Annotated in this window: 14 protein-coding genes; 2 read left to right on the plus strand and 12 right to left on the minus strand. The window is 53.8% G+C overall.

The window, feature by feature from the left end; genetic code table 11:
* Positions 1 to 191 precede the first annotated feature (191 nt).
* Positions 192 to 1,796 carry an FMN-binding glutamate synthase family protein gene (locus tag JJB07_RS19030; protein ID WP_236588201.1) on the plus strand — a complete coding sequence of 535 codons (1,605 nt, stop codon included), beginning with the start codon at positions 192 to 194 and terminating at the stop codon, positions 1,794 to 1,796.
* Positions 1,797 to 1,913: 117 nt separating this feature from the next.
* On the opposite strand, the gene JJB07_RS19035 is transcribed toward JJB07_RS19030, so the two are convergent.
* Positions 1,914 to 2,735 (minus strand): dienelactone hydrolase family protein, encoded by an 822-nt coding sequence (locus JJB07_RS19035; RefSeq protein ID WP_201637656.1) that lies wholly within the window; start codon positions 2,733 to 2,735, stop codon positions 1,914 to 1,916.
* A gap of 484 nt (positions 2,736 to 3,219) precedes the next feature.
* Here JJB07_RS19035 and thrS point away from each other — a divergent pair, with 484 nt between their 5' ends.
* Positions 3,220 to 5,163, plus strand: coding sequence for a threonine--tRNA ligase (thrS, locus tag JJB07_RS19040; RefSeq protein WP_201637657.1), 1,944 nt, complete (start codon positions 3,220 to 3,222; stop codon positions 5,161 to 5,163).
* A 75-nt stretch (positions 5,164 to 5,238) separates the two neighbouring features.
* Here thrS and JJB07_RS19045 read toward each other — a convergent pair whose 3' ends face one another.
* From JJB07_RS19045 to JJB07_RS19095, 11 genes are all read right to left on the minus strand, one after another.
* The gene (locus tag JJB07_RS19045) at positions 5,239 to 6,675 is read right to left on the minus strand and encodes a hypothetical protein (protein ID WP_201637658.1); all 1,437 of its coding nucleotides are present in this window, start codon (positions 6,673 to 6,675) and stop codon (positions 5,239 to 5,241) included.
* A 13-nt stretch (positions 6,676 to 6,688) separates the two neighbouring features.
* Positions 6,689 to 10,846: a DUF4062 domain-containing protein gene (locus tag JJB07_RS19050; protein WP_201637659.1), complete on the minus strand. Its 4,158-nt coding sequence runs from the start codon at positions 10,844 to 10,846 to the stop codon at positions 6,689 to 6,691.
* 110 nt (positions 10,847 to 10,956) lie between these two features.
* Entirely contained in the window at positions 10,957 to 11,547 is a 591-nt protein-coding gene (locus tag JJB07_RS19055; RefSeq protein WP_201637660.1) for a GerMN domain-containing protein, read from the minus strand.
* A 96-nt stretch (positions 11,548 to 11,643) separates the two neighbouring features.
* On the minus strand, positions 11,644 to 12,741 hold the full coding sequence (locus tag JJB07_RS19060) for an SDR family oxidoreductase (protein ID WP_347338375.1): 1,098 nt from the start codon (positions 12,739 to 12,741) through the stop codon (positions 11,644 to 11,646).
* A 45-nt stretch (positions 12,742 to 12,786) separates the two neighbouring features.
* Positions 12,787 to 14,742: an FtsX-like permease family protein gene (locus JJB07_RS19065; protein ID WP_201637661.1), complete on the minus strand. Its 1,956-nt coding sequence runs from the start codon at positions 14,740 to 14,742 to the stop codon at positions 12,787 to 12,789.
* Positions 14,717 to 15,499: an ABC transporter ATP-binding protein gene (locus JJB07_RS19070; protein WP_201637662.1), complete on the minus strand. Its 783-nt coding sequence runs from the start codon at positions 15,497 to 15,499 to the stop codon at positions 14,717 to 14,719. The genes JJB07_RS19065 and JJB07_RS19070 overlap by 26 nt, the downstream gene beginning before the upstream one ends.
* An 87-nt stretch (positions 15,500 to 15,586) precedes the next feature.
* Complete coding sequence (locus tag JJB07_RS24435) at positions 15,587 to 16,666, minus strand: ATP-binding protein (RefSeq protein ID WP_201637663.1); 1,080 nt, start codon at positions 16,664 to 16,666, stop codon at positions 15,587 to 15,589.
* Positions 16,663 to 17,379, minus strand: a complete 717-nt coding sequence (locus tag JJB07_RS19080) for a response regulator transcription factor (RefSeq protein WP_201637664.1) — start codon at positions 17,377 to 17,379, stop codon at positions 16,663 to 16,665. Before JJB07_RS19080 ends, JJB07_RS24435 begins: the two co-directional genes overlap by 4 nt.
* A gap of 82 nt (positions 17,380 to 17,461) precedes the next feature.
* Entirely contained in the window at positions 17,462 to 17,650 is a 189-nt protein-coding gene (locus tag JJB07_RS19085) for an asparagine synthase (protein ID WP_201637665.1), read from the minus strand.
* Between the two features lie 46 nt (positions 17,651 to 17,696).
* Positions 17,697 to 19,235, minus strand: a complete 1,539-nt coding sequence (locus JJB07_RS19090; RefSeq protein WP_201637666.1) for an ATP-binding protein — start codon at positions 19,233 to 19,235, stop codon at positions 17,697 to 17,699.
* The gene (locus tag JJB07_RS19095; RefSeq protein WP_201637667.1) at positions 19,213 to 19,596 is read right to left on the minus strand and encodes an ATP-binding protein; all 384 of its coding nucleotides are present in this window, start codon (positions 19,594 to 19,596) and stop codon (positions 19,213 to 19,215) included. Before JJB07_RS19095 ends, JJB07_RS19090 begins: the two co-directional genes overlap by 23 nt.
* Positions 19,597 to 19,757 lie beyond the last annotated feature (161 nt).

The raw sequence follows: 19,757 nt of genomic DNA on the forward strand, positions 1-19,757 counted from the left end.
CGTAGTACGTAATGGAAATTTTTTAAAAATAGAACTTTTTGTTAGAGTAATTAACCAATCCCGTTTTTATAAATTATCACACCCTTGATTATCGGTCAATGTTAACAAATTCCGTTCCATTCATCAGTTGAAACTGTATAATAGAAAGCAAGTCATTCACACTTTCCCGCCTAATGAAAGGTTGTGTATCCTTGGTCAACACATTACTCATGATCCTCATTCTGATTCTGATCGCTGTTCCCGCAACACTTTCCATCCAACTCTACCTCGTTTCGCGCAAGGCGCAGCACTCCATCATTCGTCAGCATCCCTACCTCGGTTGGATTCGGTACCTCTTAGAAAAACTCGGCCCGGAATTCCGCCAGTATTGGTTTGACGACGACAACGCGGGCAAGCCGTTCTCGCGTGCTGAATTCGTCGGCCTCGTGTTCTCCGCGAAGTACCGTCAAGACCTCATCTCCTTTGGCTCCAAACGTGACTTCGACCAACCCGGCTACTACATCGCCAATGACATGTTCCCCCTGCTCACCAACGAACTTCACGTCAACAACGCCGAAGTTGTCCAAGCCAAGAAATACGTCATTCATAAGGAAGGCATTTTCTCCCGCAAGGAAAAAATGATCACCGACGAGTCTCCAAAATGGCTCTATGATGACTCCGACACCCTCATCGTCGGCGGAGATCGCAGCCATCCTTGGCACCTAAGCGGCATGTTCGGCGCCTCTGCAACCTCCTACGGCGCAGTCGGGGAGAACTACATCCTCTCCACCGGCCACGGTGCAGCGATGGCCGGAGGTTCTTGGATCAACACCGGCGAGGGCGGCGTGGTCGAAGAACACTTGGCGTCCGGCGTCGACATCGTAGCGCAGATCGGGCCCGGCATGTTCGGATACCGCGATGAAAACGGGCAGTTCTCCCTCGACGAGTTCCGTGCCAAAGCCGCGACCCCGAACATCAAAGCGTTCGAACTCAAAATGGCGCAAGGTGCCAAGATTCGCGGCGGTCACCTCGAAGGCAGCAAAGTCAACGCCAAGATCGCGGCGGTCCGCAAAGTTCCGGTAGGCAAGACGATCAACTCGCCGAACCGTTTCCCGTTTCTCACCAACGCCGAAGAGATGCTCGAATTCGTCCAACTCCTGCAAGCAGAAGGCGGCAAACCGGTCGGAGTCAAGATCGTGGTTGGGCAACAGGCCAAGTTGGAGCTGTTCTTCCAGACGATGATCGACATGAACGTCTACCCCGATTTCATCACCGTTGATGGCGGTGAAGGAGGTTCCGGTGCCACGTACAAAGCGATGGCAGACTCGATGGGTCTCCCGCTCTTCCCGGCTTTGCTCACGGTCGTTGATACCGCCCTGCACTACGGCATCCGCGACAAATTCAAAATCTTCGCATCCGGCAAGCTCATCTCGCCCGACAAAGTTGCCATCGCACTCGCCATCGGGGCAGACGCTGTCAACTCGGCACGCGGGTTTATGATGGCAAACGGCTGCATCATGGCGCTCCAATGCCACACCGGCAAGTGCCCGGCCGGCATCACGACCACCGATCCCAAGTACCAAGACGCCCTCGTCCCCGAGGAAAAACAATGGCGCGTCATGAACTACCTCCTCTCGATGCGCTACAGCCTCTTCGCACTCGCCGCCGCCTGCGGACTCGACAGCCCGCGTAAATTCACCCGTGAGCATATCGTCTACAACAACCAATACGGCCAATCCGTGCAACTGCAACACCTCTTCCCCTATCCGGAAGCCGAACAAAAACCGGAACCCAAACCCGAAACCAACGCCTCCTAATAAAAAGAGGTCGCCCGCTACAACGGACGACCTCTTTTTTCCCCGCACACGCAAAAAAAGACCTCCCCCTCAAGGGTGGAAGGTCTTTTTTCCATCTAAGCTGACTTCCGACGAAGATTACGCCTGTACCAGCACCATGCGGAAGAACTCGAGCGTTTGCGCGAGTGCATCACGCGCCGCGTCTACATCGTACGTGACGCGAGTGTCGTTGAAGAACGCATGACTTGCGCCCGGATAGACTTGGTATTCGAACTCTTTGCCCGCAGCTTGCATCGCTTGTGCATACTCCGGAATCATGCCGTTGATGTTCGGGTCGTTCTCGCCGAAGAAGCCGAGCACCGGGCACGAAACATTCTCCGCGTTCTCCGGGTTCAGACGACCGTAGAACACAACCGCCCCCGCGAGATCCGCATGGTTCGCCAGCGCCGAAGACAGCGCCCCGCCCATACAGAAACCGACAGAAGCGACTCTTTGCCCTTGGCTGTGCTCATACGAATTCAAGAAGGCAAGCGATGCTTTCAACGTCGCGAGGAACACCGGACCGTTCGCCATGCCGCTGAACAAATTGGTCATCGTCTCCGTAACTTCGGAACGCTCCGGTTCCGGCAGTTTCGCAAGCTCCGTTGCACGCTCCTCGTCGTTAAACCATGCCGTGTGCGGGATCGTATCGAGGAATTTCTTGGTCGCTTCGATGCGCTCCGGCGACAGACCCGGTTTGTGCTTGCCTGCGCCCTCGTAGTACAAGTCCGGCGCCACAGCCAGATAACCCGCTTCTGCAAAACGACGGGTCACATGCTGGATGTGCTCATCCGTCCCCCAGATCTCTTGAATCACCATGACGACCGGAAGCGGCGTTTTAGCGTTTTCCAGACGTGCGGTGTACAGCGAAATCTCTTGTCCGTCTTGCTCGGTGCGAATCCATTCGGTATGTAAGGTCATCTCTTGCGTCCTCCCTGTACTTGTTCTTCCTCTAGGATGCCATAAACTCCCTGCTTCATGTTTGTCGATTGTGTTACGAAAGGGTGATCGGTTTTTCCGCGTAATTAGGCTTGACTTTTAACTTTTGGTACACTATAGTAGATGTCATTAGTGTTGAAAAGCCAATAGCAATGACCGAGGACAACGCTCTCAGGCGCAGACCTCCAGAGAGAGAATGCCACCGGCTGCAAGCATTCTCGGACCCTGGCCCCATGAGTGACCCCCTTGGTAGCTGTTTGAACCAACCCGTTCTGCGTCATGCGCAATTCGGCAGTATTTCAAACCGGCCCCCCACCGTTATCCGGGTCTATGAGGATCTGCCATGCCTATTTCATGCAGATCGAATCAAGGTGGTACCACGTGAGCATAACGCTTTCGTCCTTGCAGACTTCTGTCTGTACGAGGACGGAGGCGTTTTTTTATATCCCGAAGGAGGTTACCCCCCATGTCGAACGCAGTTCAAGAACAAATCAAGATCCAGCTCAAGGATGGCTCTGTAAAAGAGTTCGCATCCGGCACCACCCTGCTGGACATCGCAGGCGCCCTGTCGTCAAGCCTCAAGAAAAACGTCGTCGTCGGTAAAATCGACGGCAAATTGGTCGACTTGACCACCCCGGTCACCCAAGATGCGAAAGTCGAACTGTTCACCTACGAAGACGCGGAAGGCATCGACACCCTCCGCCACTCCTCCGCCCACCTCATGGCGCAAGCAGTTGCCCGCCTGTGGCCGGAAGTGAAATTCGCAATCGGCCCGGTCATCGAAGACGGTTTCTACTACGACTTCTCCGGCCGTTCCTTCCATCCGGAAGACCTCGCGAAAATCGAAGCGGAGATGGCGAAGATCGTCAAAGAAGACCTGCCGATCCGCCGCGAAGAAATCGGCCGTGAAGCGGCTCTGAAAATGTTCGAAGAGCGCGGTGACAACTTCAAAGTGGAGATCATCCGCGACCTGCCGGAAGACGTCGTGCTCTCGATCTACCACCAAGGCGAGTTCACCGACCTCTGCACCGGCCCGCACTTGCCGTCCACCGGCCGCACCAAGCAATTCAAACTGCTCTCCATCGCGGGCGCTTACTGGCGCGGCAACTCCGACAACGAAATGTTGCAACGCATCTACGCAACCGCTTGGCCGAAGCAAGCGCAACTCGACGAATACCTGCAACGTCTCGAAGAAGCGAAGCGTCGCGACCACCGCCGCATCGGCAAAGAGCAACGCCTGTTCACCACCGCCAAGGAAGTCGGTCAAGGCCTGCCGCTCTGGCTCCCGAACGGCGCGAAGATTCGCCGCTCCATCGAGCGTTACATCGTCGATCTCGAAGAAAGCCTCGGCTACGACCATGTCTACACCCCGCACCTCGGGTCGGTTGAGCTCTACAAGATCTCCGGTCACTGGGATCACTACCATGAAGACATGTACCCGCCGATCAAACTGGACAACGAAGAACTCGTCCTGCGCCCGATGAACTGCCCGCACCACATGATGGTGTACAAAGCGGATATGCACTCCTACCGCGACCTGCCGATTCGCATCGCGGAACTTGGGATGATGCACCGTTACGAAGCATCCGGCGCGCTCTCCGGCTTGCAACGCGTGCGTGCGATGACCCTGAACGACGCGCACATCTTCTGCCGTCCGGATCAGATCAAAGTCGAGTTCAAGAAAGTCGTCGAACTCGTGCAGCGCGTCTACAAAGACTTCAAGATGGGCGAGTACAAATTCCGTCTCTCCTACCGAGATCCGAAGAACACCGAAAAGTACTTCCAAGACGACGAGATGTGGGAAAAAGCACAATCCATGCTGAAGGAAGCGATGGACGAACTCGGCCTCGAATACTTCGAAGCAGAGGGTGAAGCGGCGTTCTACGGCCCGAAACTCGACGTGCAAGTCAAGACCGCGATCGGCAAGGAAGAAACCCTCTCCACCGTTCAGCTTGACTTCCTCCTCCCGCAGCGTTTCGAGCTGGAGTACATCGGCGAAGACGGTCAGAAGCACCGCCCGGTCGTTATCCACCGTGGGATCGTGTCCACCATGGAGCGCATGACCGCGCACTTGATCGAAGTCTACGAAGGTGCGTTCCCGACCTGGCTGTCCCCGGTTCAAGCGAGAGTCATGACCATCTCGCAGAACCAACAGGAGTACGCAGAGCAAGTCGTGGAATACCTCCGTTCGAAAAAAATCCGCGTGGAACTCGATGTTCGCAACGAGAAGATCGGCTACAAGATCCGCGAAGCACAAGTCGGTAAAATTCCGTTCATGCTCGTCATCGGCGGCCAAGAAGCGGAGAACGGCTCCGTCTCCGTCCGCCAACGCGGCGAAGGCGACAAAGGCTCGATGAAGTTCGAAGAAGCAGCTCAGTACATCCTCGATTCCATCGAATCGAAAAACTAAGATACAGGTACGAAAAAAAGCCCCGGACCGCCAATGGCGTTCCGGGGCTCTTTTCGTGAGTCGATTATCTTCAATTCAGCCCTTAGGAACACCTACCGGACGCTCTTTGCGTAGCAGGTACCAATCCCCGTTCTCCGACAACGCTTCAATTCCCAACTCTCTCAAGAGCTCGACAGCATTCACCGAAGAATTCGGGCTGTTCTTGCACTGTTGGAGCATCTCGTCTGCCCGGCTGAACAATTGGCCGCTCAACTCGTAGCGGGTAGACTGTTCGCGAGCGGCTATTTTGTCTAAATAGACGTCCAATAAGGCACTGATAACCGGCAAAAACGGGGTAAGTAGGCAAGCCCACTTGATGAGATTTTGGTATGTAGATCCCATCAGGGTAAGTACAGCCAGAACAATGGCAACGCCTAGTCCCAACCGGAAAAAATTCTTGGCCCACCAGTTCACCGATTCAATCTTCCCCAGATCTCGCTTTACTTTACCCACAAAAAAATTCTTTTGATCCAATACCCAAGATTCATGAACAAGATTCAAGTCCTTCCCTTGGTTCAGCGTAGCATGTTTTGCTGTCCAGACATGGATGGACGTACGCAGGGCGACACGCACCCAATCCAAATCACTGCGATGCCTTCGCAGGTAGAAATCCGGAACCTCATCCTGCACCCCTCCCGCCTTCCAGAAAAACACTACTCGTAACCCTTCGGCAATCGCTCGATAGTCGATATATTTACTCGCATATCGTTTGTTTTTTGCAAACCTGTATACAAGATTAGCAACTGCCACAAAAACAAGGTACCCGATGATCGCCCAGGAATCATAGTTGATGTTTGAGTAGTATCCAAAGCAGAAAACCGCCAATCCAATCAGAGCGAGGATCCATTTTAAGTTCCATCGCCATGACGGTTGGAAGCGCATGCTAAGCGCGTCAGCCGCAGCGTACCCATTCAAGATATCGAGCAAATGGTCAGGCAACGTCTCTAAGCGCGGGGTTAAACCGCTGATATTCGAGATGCTTTTTTGCATCATCTGAGGCGTTACTTGGCTCCCTATCAGCTCGTTGTATTTGTCAATGTTTTGTAACGCCTCCATGTATTTCTCCGTCAAGTCGAGACCTCGGTCTAGTACCAGCATAATCGGCCATTGTTCTTCCACATCCAAAGGCGAAGCGGTCGGCCGTGTCAGGACTTGATCACAGACCAACATCGTGACGTTGTTCCGAACGAACGCCGTGGGATCCCCCACACGTGAGGAATCAATCACGTGGACTGGCAGTCCCATCTCGTTGGACATCGACTCGACCCACTGTTCCTGAACCGATTGCTTCGTCGTATAGAACCATATCTTCGTGTGCTTGTACGTTTTCGCGATGTGAGACAACGCATTGCGGACGTTGGTTTCAAACTTTCCTTGATCGCTCGAATCGTACTGTGCAACGGGGTCCACTGCGAAGATGAAAGGGACGCAAGACTGCGTTGCATCCAGCGTACCGTCTGTATTCGGTGACATAGGTTCCTCCTCTTTATTCCTCTGCGGGATCTTCCAAAAGCGCATGCAAACTCTCTGGCAATTGATCCTGTATGAAACGGAAATTCTCAAGAATACCGGTTTTGCGCAGGAACAAACGCAGGTAAAGTTGGCTGTCCACTGCGTGCTTCCATCTAGCTTCCAGATAGGTCGCCAGCCAATTGAAATACGACTCCTTGTTCTCCAACTGCAGCCCTTTGATGAGGAGCCTGAATTGGCCCCCACTTTCCTGCAAATCTGGTGGTACATGAGGTGCGAGGTGTGGAACATCAGCAAGGCTCAAATATGCATGTGATAGAAGCCAAGCTGAGGCCGCTTGACAGGTAACCTGTTCAATCTCCCGGTCACCCCAGAGGCCCACCAAGGTATCGGTGACCACATCCTGCAAATGGTTCAAATACAATAGACCCTCTGTAGCGCCCCCCTCGTTCAGCACTTCTCGTCCTATGATCGACTTCTCCGCGGTCGCACTGGAGATGTGGGAACGAATGGCACTCAAATGTCGGTTCTCCACAAGCTGTCCATTTACCAAGCGTGCTTGCTTGAGGAGACCAAAAAGGAGGAAGGCTGGGGGCACACGAAAGTGGGTGTTTTTTCGATACAACTGGGTCATGTAGTTTCGATAATCAGGTTCCAAAATCACACCACTGGCTAGCAAATAGAGCAATACGTCGAACAGGTTCACCGCTAAAGGAGCACGATTTAAATAACGATCCTCACACCAGTACGGGACGAGAGATTCGGTCTGATAGCCTACCGCCTCGACCATTTGATGGGAAAGAATTTTCACGTTCTCTCTGGGTTCCACTCGCGGCACGTATTCCAATTTCCCGGCATCATTTAAGCGTCTGAGTTGGTTCATCAGTTCGTGCAGCCAATCAACATTTCGTTCAATTTGCGAGATATTTTGAATCTCACGATCCAATGACTTCTGGATATCAGAGGGAACCAACAATTCAAAGACTTCAGCCGCAACTTGCAGTCGATCTGTCTCCAGAAGTTCCTCGAGGAACACCCGGTCAACCAGAAGTCGAGAACCTTCGTGTAACAGGTTCACCTTGTCTGGGCGAATATCCAGACCGGCATAGGGAGCTGATTCCAACACTGTTTCTGGAAGTTCACCCATCTGAATGAGAGCAGCGAGCACCTCACGCACATAGACACGCTGTTCCTCCAATTCAGCCGGCATTTCCCCCTCCAGTGATACTTCAACAACAAATCCATCGGTCACAAGGAACGCTTCGTTCTCACGAGCAGCTAGCAAGCGTTGCATATCGTAAACTGGGAGTTCAGAGCCTACCGTGTTGTCCATTTCTGGCATTTGAACCTCACGCTTCTTAACCCGTGGCAAAATCTCTTGAAGCTCTTGAGATAATTGAACCCGTGAAGGTTGCCCCGGCGTAAGTTGTTGGATGTCCGCTTGAATGCAGTCCATCAGATGAGGTGAAACAACAAACGAAGTAAAGCCTTGCTCAAGGGCCGGGATCAGCCCCATCGCATGCGCCGACAGCCAAGCACTGTATTCCATCACGACTTTTCGATTTTGAAAGATCATCGGATGAACGGCTTGTCGACCTCCATACCCAATCGGCAACTGCCACTCACCTACGTCGCTGTGCCACCAATGATAAAAGATTGCCCCGGTACTTTGAGACGTCGCGTCTGCAAAAACTTGTACCGGTATGGCACCTGACAGGTACTCCTTCTGCAATTTCGTATGCTTCTCCCTGTTCTGCTCCAGGCGTTGTAGCACATCTTCCAAGGACATCAGGCGCAGGTCAGATTGATCAGGAAACCGTGCATGGTATTCATTCATAATTTCAGCGCCTTCTTGATCGTGACCCGTTTGAAACGCGCAATTCATTGCGCGTAGATACAAATGTGGGTTGTCGCGATTCTCTTCCAAAGCCCTTTTGGCGTAGGCAAATGCTTGATAAGGGTCTCGAGTAGTAAGCAAATCGATCAATGTCGCATAAACCGCAGGGGTATTTACTCCTTCCGCAATACTTTTTTCCAACACATGAACCGCCTGCATGATCTCCCCTTGATTGGTGAACAGATTCGCCCACCGCACAGCCAAGACTTCACTGGGTGCATGCTTCCAAAGTTGTTCAACCGTTTGCAACGTATCAAAAATCCGCCCGAGATGCCAGTAAGCATCGAACTTGATTTCAAGTACAAAACGGTTGTTCCCACCATCTGGAAAAATAGACTCATGTGTTGTGACCGTTTCCAACGCCTCGTTGTATCGTGTAAGATGCATGCAAGCGAGCGCATACAATTCAGCAGCCTGTCTTTCGGCGTGCTGTGCGAGCCACGCTTCTGCTGCTGGAGCTACCCTGTTCCAATCCCCTGTGTCATACGCGATGTAAGACCAGTTTCGCAAGTCAATGCGGTCTCCCGATGCCCTGGCGAAGCGCTCTGCCAGCTCCAAAGCCGCTTCCTGATTCCCTTGTCGTTCATAGAGATTCAGTTGCATCCTCTGTTTCACCGGATCTTCCAAATTCTCTGACTCTTGCATGACACGCAGTGCTTCCGCTTCATCTCCACTTTGGATCAGAACAAACACCATAAGCGCTTCCCAACGCCCTAACTCATCGTGTCTGCGAAACTGTATTCGTTGATCGTCCAGCAGGTTTCGGGCAGCTGTGAAGTCTTCTTGCTGAATCTGATAGTGGGCCATCGTCACGATTTGGTTGAGAGAGGCTTTTCCTTCTTGAATCAGCCGTTGTACCGGCTCGACATGACGTTCTACATCCAGTTCAACACCATAATGGACAACATACGCCCAAGCGCTGTCATTCCCGGGGTCCTCCTCTAACAACTCGATAGCTTCGCGATTCGCTTCTTGCCATCGCGAAGACAGATGCGAGGCAGTCACGATCCAAGCCATTCTCGATTTGACGTATCCTTCACGATTACGTGCAGACCGTTGTTTCGCGTTGTTGAAGTGCTCGAGTGCTTGCTCCAGATATACAGCTTGCTCCGGTGTTGGCGTGAACAAGCCTGGTATCATCAGAATTGGGAATAGTGTCTTCGGATTGAAAAACTCCTCGGGCATCCCTTGCCAATACGCGATGTATCCTGCGGTCAGAGAGTAAGCAGGAGAATGATTGTCCTGCATCAACAAACGCTCGATTGAACGTTGCGCTTTTCCAAAATGGCGGGCTTGCAGATCACAGACAGCAAGCTGACGACTGAGTTCGGGGGTGGCTTCAAACCAGCCAGCACCCGCCAGCAGATCCTCCGCCTCGGCCCCCTTGCCTTGCTCAATCAAAATCTGCAGGGCCGTCTGCAAGACGTTTTCTTGATCCAAGGGAGACAACACGCTCATAGCTTCATCGTACTGCTTGTCCTTCCGCAATTGATTCGCACGAAACACTCGAACGTCCAACTGGGAATCTAATTCGATGGCTCTGGAAAAGTACCGTTCGACTTCGCTTGCCTCCCGGTCGTCCTCTAAGGCCCATTGAGCCGCTACCAAATAATATTGGGCAGCAACATGGCGGGGCAGGCTTCCCGCATGATCTGTCAAGTGATGTTGCAACGTAGACCAAGTTGCCATTCTGTCTCCGCCCAAGCGTCGCCTCAACAATTCCTGCAGCCGGTCTTCCAACACGTCTCCCAATACGTTCTGCGGCTCAGCGAAGGTCGGCACCGTCCCGGAAACTTGCTGTGTACCAACCGAATCCAGAGGAAGCCAATCACGCAGAGTTATAAGCAATAACGAAGCAAACTCCGCCACCGATTTCACCGGTCGGGGCGTCGTCTCAAGCGATACGCGCTCGATGAAGGCCTGCAATTTTTCCGGGTGGTCGATCTCGTGGGGAACGCCATCCTCCAGTTCGTGTATGTAAACTTTTATCGGCAGGTTCAACTCTCTTGCCCATTCGTATTCCATCTCGGTGATAGACTTGTCTGACCCCTCGGGAATCCATCCGTAGCGACGATAGATCAAGAGTATGTAGTGATCGCACACTTTAAGTCGCTCTTTGCATGTTTCAGGGGGCGGATTCGAACCGACTGGGAAGTCTTCCATCATTTCGAGAGTTGCGAAAGGACGTGTTTGATTCGAGACGATTTGACGCATCTCTTCCAAGTCTTGTTTGGTACTGCCCAAAAAAATATGAGGTACATATCGATATCGCAACAATCCGATCACTCCTTTTTTAGGAGAACTTTCCGTTACTCTAAGCGATCCTCCTTCTACTGTCAAGTGCTGTAAAAAAACCACCGTTTCATAATCGAAACGGTGGTTTTTCCCTAGCGCTTGAACCCGTCCTTCACCACCAACTGCGTCAACACTTCCGCGTCTTTGCCGTTGATTTGGTACTTGATCTTGGTCACGTTTTGGAAGTCGTCGAACATCGTCTTGTTCACCGCGTCTACGAACATCGTCTCCGTGGTGCTGCCTTGCAGACGGGTCGCTTCGTCGTTGAAGTTGAGCGTCAGCGTCCCACCCTCAACCGTCGCGCTGAGCAGTTCGACTTTGGCCGGCACCGTGGCGATGGTTTTCGTCGACGGGTTGCCTTCCTTCAGCAGACCAAAAATCACGGCAGCCCGCTTGCTGTCGCTGGACATTTTGGCGATCGTCGCCGTTTCTTTGACGAGTTTGGTGGCGTTGGCATCCGACTTATACACCGCCACCTGCACTTTGTCTTGATCCGGGACATCCGCCTTTGGAGGCGGGGTCGTTTGCGTCGGCGGCGGGTTGGGGACCACCGCAGAGTTCGAAGCCGGGGGTTGCGTCGTCGTATCGGGCGGATGGCCATCCTTCACACTGGAAGTCTGGCTTCCACACCCGGTCAACGCCACAGCAACCAGCAACGGCAGTACCCAATTCCATTTCTTCATATCGAACACTCCTCATTTCACAAGTTTTCTCTTGTCAAGTCTTGCCTGATTAGACGTAAACTTGCCCCCAAATGATTCATGCCCTGCAAAAAATAGTTACCGAACTGCGATCAACTTCTCCCGATCCTCACGATGTTCCTTGTAATACGCGACTTCGCGCCCCATATACTCCCGCAGATCCGGGCACTGAATCCCTTGTGCCGCGAGATCGCGTTCTGCTTGCGACGCATCGTACACCGACTGCTCTTGGAAGTAGGCAATCGTTTCGCGCTCCACTTGCACCCATTTCCGAAACGCCGGAATCGACAACGCCCCGTACACCAAACCCGACGGAAGCGTCCAAACCGGCGGCTTGCCGAGCAGTTCGCGACAGATCAGCTCATACGCTTGCTTCGCGGTGTACGGGCGCGGGTCGGTCAAGTGGTAGACCTTGCCCTCCCCAGATTCTACGTGCGCGAGGCAACACGTTGCTTCCACAACATAATCGACCGGCACGAGGTTCATCAGCACATCCCCGCGCCCCACATACGGGATCGGCAGTGAAGCAAACTTGTCGAGGAAGCGCATGACGAAGTACGGCCCGTCAAACTTCGGCGTCTCCCCCGTCTTGGAATCCCCCATCACCACGCCCGGACGGATGATCGTCAACGGAACTTGTTCCCTCACCGACTGCACGAGCACTTCGGCTTCGTACTTGGTGGACTCGTAGTGGTTTTTAAAATTCTGACCCTTCACAAGTTCCGTCTCCAACACCCGCCCCGTGCGATCTCCCGACACATAGGCGGTGCTGAAATAGACGTAGCGCTTCAACTGAGGCAAGCTTTTGACAAACGTGTTGACGTTGCGCGTGCCGTTCACGTTGACGTCGTAAGCCAAATCTTTCGGCACGGCAAGGTCGTAGACGGCCGCCAAATGGAACACATACGTGACGCACCCGCGAAGGGCGTCGCTTTTTTCAGAAGTCAGAGCCAGACCTTCCCGCGTGATGTCGCCCTCGACGATCTGAAACTGCTCCGCCGAGCCCAAGGTTGCTCGCTCGCGTTCGGCGCGCTCACGCTGGCTCGGATGCACCAACAGACGAAACTGCGCACCTGCGTTCAACTCCACGAGACGACGGATCAACCGCGTTGCAATAAACCCCGGAAACCCGGTGAAAAAATACACATCCTGCACACGTTCACTCTCCCAACTCACGAACTTTTCCGCTCCTTTCTACTCTATTCGATTTTTCAAACAAAATCATCTCCAAACCTGACGCAGATACCGCACCCGTGCTACGAGGTAGTACGCCAGGAAGCACAGAATCGAGATGCCGACGACGAGGAGATAGGAACTCCACACGCTGCCTTGCACCGCCAACAGGTTCGAGAGGTCCTGCATCGCCACCGACGAATGAAGCACGGCGACCAAGAACGGGAGGAAGAACAACAGCATCAATTCCACCGTCAGCACGCGGCCCGCTTCTGCACGCTCAAATCCGATCCGACGCAACGAAGCGAACTGACGAGCATCCTCCTCCTGTTGCGCGAACAGTCGGAAGTAGATCGCCGAACAAGACGCGAGGAAAAACAGCGTGGAGACAAACAGCCCTGCAAACAGCGTCACTTCCAGCACTTGGTTGCCCTGTTCGAACACGCCGAGGGTGTTGCTTACGAGGGCGCGACCTTGTTTGACATCTTCTCCCGCCAGTTGGTTCAGGTCTTGAACGGCCCCTTTCGTGTCATGCCAGTCCGGCACCATCCAACCTGCGGTCGTCCAGAGGCTCTCGGGAGCCGCTTGCGCTTGGACTTGCCGGAAGTCCGAATCGTCCATGACCAGCACGAAGTCGGTTGGCATGGTTACGTCTTCGTTGAAGACGCGGGCATCGTATTGACCCTCCACCAACATGCTCCAACTGCCGGTCCCGCTCTTCACGACGACATCGTGGTTCGGGAACAACTCCTTCATCACCAGCGGATAGGCCACGATCAGACGCGGTTCACCCGGTTTGGCTTCTGTCGGCAGTTTGTAGTACGTGCTCAGAATCGGATGTGCATTCAGATTGCGTTGCGTCCATTGGTCGAAGTCGACTTGGCGCATCGCCCACGTCGGAACCGGCTTCCCTGATCCGTCGGCAGCTTGTACCTGTACGAGCACCATCTGCGCTTGCAACTCTTGACCTGCCCCCAACCCATGCGCCTGCAGAATCTTCCGCACGGCTTCCGGCTTGGCGGCCAGTTGATCTCCTTTGACGTCTTGGTACACCACATTGAGAGCAACCGGAGCAACGCGGGTCGAGTTCAGGTCGTTGATCGATTGAATGCCCGTAACCGCCCCCATCCCCGTGAGCACGATCGCGCACAACATCGTAACCAGAGTCAGCATCCGCGCATGGTCACCCATTCGGAACGTGAGCCGTGAAACGACCAGCAGAGCCGTACCGGACAGCGGTCGCTTGCGAAGACTTTTTAAAACAAACACCATCGTCTGCGTGAACAAAAAGTACGTTCCAATCCCCACGAGGATCAAGATCGGGAAAAACGTGATCACGATAAAAGCGCTCAGAAACACAGCCATCGCATACGCAAGGCCGAGCGAGACCAGGGAAAGAAGCACGCGACCAAGCGAAGCCTTGGGCGCTTTTTGCTGCGTGCGGGCGCCCAGGATCAGCGATTTCGGAGTTCGCAGCGACATGCGAACGCCCAAGTAGAGGCTCTCCAACACGAACACCGCACCAAACAATGTGATCGTCGACGTGAAGACCGCCCCCGGCAGCACGAATGGGATCGGTTCCGACACACCGAGAATGTTGCCGATGGCAAGCAGAAACATTTTTCCAAACAACAGCCCGAGTCCCATGCCAATGGACAGGGCGGTTCCCCCAAGCAACAAGCCTTCGAGAAAAATCATCCGCCCGACCTGTGCAGGCGTCATCCCAAGCGTCAGGAACAACCCGAATTCCCGATTGCGGTAGCGCATCATTGACGAATGGAAGAACACGATGAACACCACCGCGAAAGCTCCGACGATGTACCGGAAGCCTTCGATGATGTAACGCACGCTCGAGTTCATATGTCCTTCGGTCACGAACGGATTGTGAAGGAACAGGGCGAAGATGAAAAACACCAGTACGGCAAGCGTGGCCGACGCCAGATACCCGGCATAGCGGCGGGCATTGCGCCAGCCGTTTTTAAATGCGAGTCGTCGCCATTCCATGCGCACTACCTCCCTCCAGCACCGCGAGTGTATCGAGGATTTTTTGGAAGAACGGCTGTCGTTCGCCCACGCGGTCAATTTGCGTGTACACCTGCCCGTCCTTGATGAACACCACGCGCTTGCAGTAGGAGGCGGCAAACGGGTCGTGTGTGACCATGAGGATCGTGGCTTCCTGCTCCGTGTTCAGTTTCTGGAACACGCCGAGCAGCGCGCGAGCTGAAGCGGAGTCCAAGTTCCCTGTCGGTTCATCGGCGAGCAAGAGGCTTGGGTTGTGTACCACCGCCCGCGCCACCGCCGTGCGCTGTTGCTGACCTCCGGAGACTTCATACGGATACTTGTTCATGAGATCGTGCAGCCCGAGGTAGCCGAGCAATTTTTCCACGCTTTCTTGCACGGTCCGTCCTTTGTGCCCGTCGAGCGTCAGCGGCAAGCCGACATTTTCCGCGAGGGTGAGTGTGTCGAGCAAATTGAAGTCTTGGAAGACGAAGCCCAGTTGTCGGCGGCGAAACAGCGCCAGTTCCTTGGCGCTCATCTTGGCAATGTGGTGGCCGTTGATTTGCAAGTCCCCGCCGGACGGTTTGTCGATCCCGGCAAACAAGTTCAACAGAGTCGTCTTGCCGCTTCCCGACGGGCCCATCACACCGACGAACTCGCCTTTTTCAACTTCAAGGTCAATACCGTTCAAAGCGCGGGAGAGCACGCCGCTCGCTTGGGTGCCATAGACTTTGGTCAATGCGGTTGCTTTTACTAGAGTCATACTTTTGAAAACCTCCTGACTGACTGATTTCTACAGCCAGTATCGCACGCAAAACTCCCGAGTGCCCTCGATAAACCTTACACAACCTTACAAAGTTGTCATGTTCATCGCCACTTCGTAATACTGCGGCTTGGCCAGATACACGACCACCGTCGTGCCCTCGCCCTCGACAGACTGCAACTCGACGCGATGACCGAGGCGTTCGGCAGCCGTTTTTACCAAATACAGCCCCATGCCGGTTGCCCGTGAATGCGTGCGCCCGTTGGCCCCTGTGTAGAAAGGTTGGAACACATAGCGAAGGTCTGCCGCCGGAATACCGATGCCCGTGTCTTGGAACTCCACTTCGACTTCCTCCTCCCTCTGCGTCACACGAAGTAAAAAAGTGCCCGGCACCCGCGCGCCGTCCACCGACTTCGAACCGTATTGAAAGGCGTTGCGCACGATTTGGTCACAGAGAAACACGAACCACTTCGCATCTGTGCGGACAAAAATCTCAGTCGCCTCGCACTCAATCTTCGGAAACAAACGGTAGCGAATCCACTCCGTCTTGTGCTCGTTGACGATCCCTCTCAGGAGGGCGAGAATCTCAACCGATTCCATGCGCGAATCGAACGCGAACTCGTTCAACCGCGCCGTCTGCAACATCATGTTGATCGACTGGTCGAGCCGCGTCCGCTCCTCTCGCAAGCTCTCGGCGACATCGCCTTGCCCTGTTCCTTGCAACTCGCCTTCTAAGAGTTGGATTACGGTGAGCGGCGTTTTCATCTGGTGAGCGAAACGAGTAACAAACCGCTCATAAAACTTGCGCTGTTCTTCCAGACGGCGCAAGTCCTGTTCGAAACTGTAGTAGTAGCGATGAAACAACTCTTGCACCACACGTTGTTCCTGCGTTCTCGCAACGTTCAGGGTAAGTGCTTCCGCGAGTTCGCCCTCGCTTGCCAGTCGGACTTGGACCGCACGGTAAAACGGGCGGCGAAGCAGGTATTCGACGGCTAGGTAGAGCCCCAACGGAAACAATCCGAGCCCCGTCGTGTAGAGCAAGATCGGGCCCGGCAAGTAGACATGACGAGCTGTTATGTAAAGCCACAGCATGGCGACGACCAATCCGATACTGAAACCCCAGAACAAGATCAGCCGAATGTGATCCAGCAAAAAAGCCCTCTTCACACCCCCGCCTCCACTTCTAAGCGGTAGCCTTGTCCCCGCACGGTCACAATCGCGGTCGGCAGTCCCAACTCCTCCAACTTGCGGCGAACACGGGCAATGTTGACAGTCAGCGTGTTATCGTCAACAAATTGCGTGTCGTCCCAAAGTGCGCCGAGCAAGTCATCCCGCGACACGATCTTGCCCTGGGCTTCCATCAACCGACGCAACAAACCCGCCTCCGTCGCGGACAGAGACAGCACGATCTCGCCCGAGGTGGACGCAGATCGAACGGTATGACGATGTACGTCCAACACAAGTCCCTGAACCTCAACTTCATCCTCGTTCGTCGGAGCCTCTGCATACTCGCCATACGTGCGCCGCAACAGGGCACGGAGTTTCGCCATCATCACTTCCGGGTGGAACGGTTTCGTGAGGTAGTCGTCTCCCCCACTCTCCAGAGCCAGCACGAGATCCATCTCCCCGCTGCGAGCCGAGATATAAACGATCGGCACTTTGGAGTGTTGCCGAATCCGTCGGCACCAGTAGAACCCGTCATAATAAGGCAAATTGATATCCAGCAACACCAGATGCGGCTTGCAAGCCAACACCTCTGCGTCAATTCCTTCCAGATTGCCGATCACCGTGGCCTCATACCCAAAGCGAACCAACTGTGTTTGCAAAAGTTCGGCTACCTTCTGATCATCTTCCACAATGCAAATGTTGTATGGTTTCATACCCCAAGTATAGCAAAAAAAGCAAGAGGAGAGAGTCTGCACTCTCTCCTCTTGCTTCACTCAGACATCCGCCGTTACGAAGCTAGACATCGTATCGGTTGCGGTGTTCCACGAGGTCGATGGCCCCCAACACCACGTGCGCCAACCCAAAACCTGCAATCCCCCACGCAATCGCCGGGTCTACCGTTTTGGTGGCGCGAAGTGCGACACCTGTGGTCGTGACTACAGTCCCCAGTACCGTCGGGATCAACCCTTCACGTACATTGTTCATGTATCACAGCCCCCTTTGGATGTTCGGAGTTCTCGACTAGTATGGATCATCGAACCAATCCGTATGCCTCCAACGCTTGTTGCAACGTCGCTTTCGTCTCGACACGGTCTGTCAACGAAATCCCCAGCTCGATCATCGTGTTGGCGATTTCCGGGCGGATGCCGGTAACAACCGCGTGGCACCCGAGCAGCGAGATGCCCTCCACGATGCGGAACAGGTGTTTTACAACCGCGGTGTCCAGATACGCGACGGCCGAGAGATCGATGATGATCCGCTCGATTCTCAACGTTGCGATCTGGTTGAGCGTGTGCTCTTGGATCTTCTTGGCACGGTGCGTATCCATCGTGCCGATGATCGGCAACACGGCCATCGACGAAGACAGCGGGATGATCGGCACCGTCAAATCCTCGATCAAGTCCCGATGCGAGCGCAGCACTTCGTTGCGGTATTCTGTATATTTGGCGGAAAAGTGGGTGACGAACTGGTCGACCGTCACATTGATACGCCGCTCCATGCCAAACATGTCCTTCACGGTCAAACTCTCATTGTCTTTGTAGAAATTATACAAAAAGTCCCAATACAGCTTGCGGAACACCGTAAACCATTCCATGATCAAAAGGTAGTTCAAATCGCTCTGCGCACAGTCCCGTCCCGCTTTCTGTGCCACGACGATCAATTCATGCTGTTGGTCTTCACTTAAGAGCTTTACTATTTGGTCGGCAAACGCTTCCAACTGATGATCGCCAACATCGTACCGGCGGACGCTGTCGTAGAGATTCTCGTTTTCAGAAGCCAACCGCTCCATGAAATACGGTTTGTTCAGGTCATAAAATTCGAGAAAAGACTGTCCTTCGACCGTCTGGAGACTCAATTCAATCACTCCTATGTCCTGTTGGATCATCACCGGGAAATGAATTTCAAACACCGTTCCGCTTCCCTGAACCGAATCGACTTCGATCTTGCCTCCGTGCTGGTAAATCGTCGAAAACACTTGGGTCAGCCCCATCCCCGTACCTTCGTTCTTGGTGGTGAAAAACGGGGTGCCCAGCAGTTCCAATTTCTCAGTGGGGATGCCCATCCCCGTGTCCTCGACCCGCACCACGATCCGGTCGCCGACCCGCCGATGGCTGACGGTAATCTTCCCGTCACCCTCGATCGCCTCGTGAGCGTTTTTCAAAAGGTTGAAAAACGCTTTTTTCAACTGGTTGCGACGACCGTAGATCAACACATCGGTGTCCTGCAAATTCTTGACGATGCCCACTCGGTAGATCTGATCTTGAAACAACTGCAAGATGGATTCGAGTTCGACACACAGATGCATCGGCTTGTACGGTTCCTCGTCCAAGTCAGGCTTGGAGACATTGAGCAGGTTCTGCAACGTCTCAATCGCCCGTTCCAATTCGGTACACGCGATATCCAAATAGACGTGCGGCGACTCCTGTTGCATCAGTTGCAAGAACCCTTTGACCGCGGTCAGCGGATTGCGCACTTCATGGGCGATCCCGGCTGAGACTTGGCCGATCGAAGCGAGACGACTCAGTGTATCGTGATCTCGTTTGTTTTCATGAATTCCATTTTGTCGCAATGATGCTCGTGCCTCCTGTCGAAGTTTCGATGGTGCAAGCGTCCATCAATCGCTTCACCCCGGAAAGGCCCAGCCCAAGTCCTTGAGACTCCGGCGATTTTTCCCCTTCCAAGGCGCGGGACAGGTTGCTGATACCCGGCCCATTATCCGTCACTTTCACACGCACTCCACGCCCCTCTACGGCCTCACAGAAAAACTGTCCGTTGGCTCCGGCATGGTCCAATACGTTACGTGTCAGCTCGGAAACGGTCACCAGCACTTTCTGCTGGTTCAATTCAGAAAAGCCGACTTGCTTCATCAGGCGCCGCACTTGGCTCAGCGCCATGTAGATATCATCCTCCGACTTGATCCTAAGCCCCATTCCACCCAGCATGGCGCAGCGCGTCGTCCCCCCCGTCTTGAAACGTAGATCATTCTTTCTTCACCATTATCATAGCTTATGCAACACTTCGGAAGTCTAGTTTTCAAAATAGGACATTCGTCCTATAACCATTTTATTTGACGGTCATTGCCCGCATTTCC

It is taken from the genome of Tumebacillus amylolyticus, assembly GCF_016722965.1.
Taxonomy (GTDB): domain Bacteria; phylum Bacillota; class Bacilli; order Tumebacillales; family Tumebacillaceae; genus Tumebacillus; species Tumebacillus amylolyticus.

Excerpts from the sequence above, each read along its gene's own strand:
- JJB07_RS19035 (WP_201637656.1), bottom strand. The coding sequence starts at position 2,735 with ATGACCTTACATACCGAATGGATTCGCACCGAGCAAGACGGACAAGAG.
- thrS (WP_201637657.1), top strand. The coding sequence starts at position 3,220 with ATGTCGAACGCAGTTCAAGAACAAATCAAGATCCAGCTCAAGGATGGC.
- JJB07_RS19045 (WP_201637658.1), bottom strand. The coding sequence starts at position 6,675 with ATGTCACCGAATACAGACGGTACGCTGGATGCAACGCAGTCTTGCGTC.
- JJB07_RS19055 (WP_201637660.1), bottom strand. The coding sequence starts at position 11,547 with ATGAAGAAATGGAATTGGGTACTGCCGTTGCTGGTTGCTGTGGCGTTG.
- JJB07_RS19065 (WP_201637661.1), bottom strand. The coding sequence starts at position 14,742 with ATGGAATGGCGACGACTCGCATTTAAAAACGGCTGGCGCAATGCCCGC.
- JJB07_RS19070 (WP_201637662.1), bottom strand. The coding sequence starts at position 15,499 with ATGACTCTAGTAAAAGCAACCGCATTGACCAAAGTCTATGGCACCCAA.
- JJB07_RS19080 (WP_201637664.1), bottom strand. The coding sequence starts at position 17,379 with ATGAAACCATACAACATTTGCATTGTGGAAGATGATCAGAAGGTAGCC.
- JJB07_RS19085 (WP_201637665.1), bottom strand. The coding sequence starts at position 17,650 with ATGAACAATGTACGTGAAGGGTTGATCCCGACGGTACTGGGGACTGTA.
- JJB07_RS19095 (WP_201637667.1), bottom strand. The coding sequence starts at position 19,596 with ATGGGGCTTAGGATCAAGTCGGAGGATGATATCTACATGGCGCTGAGC.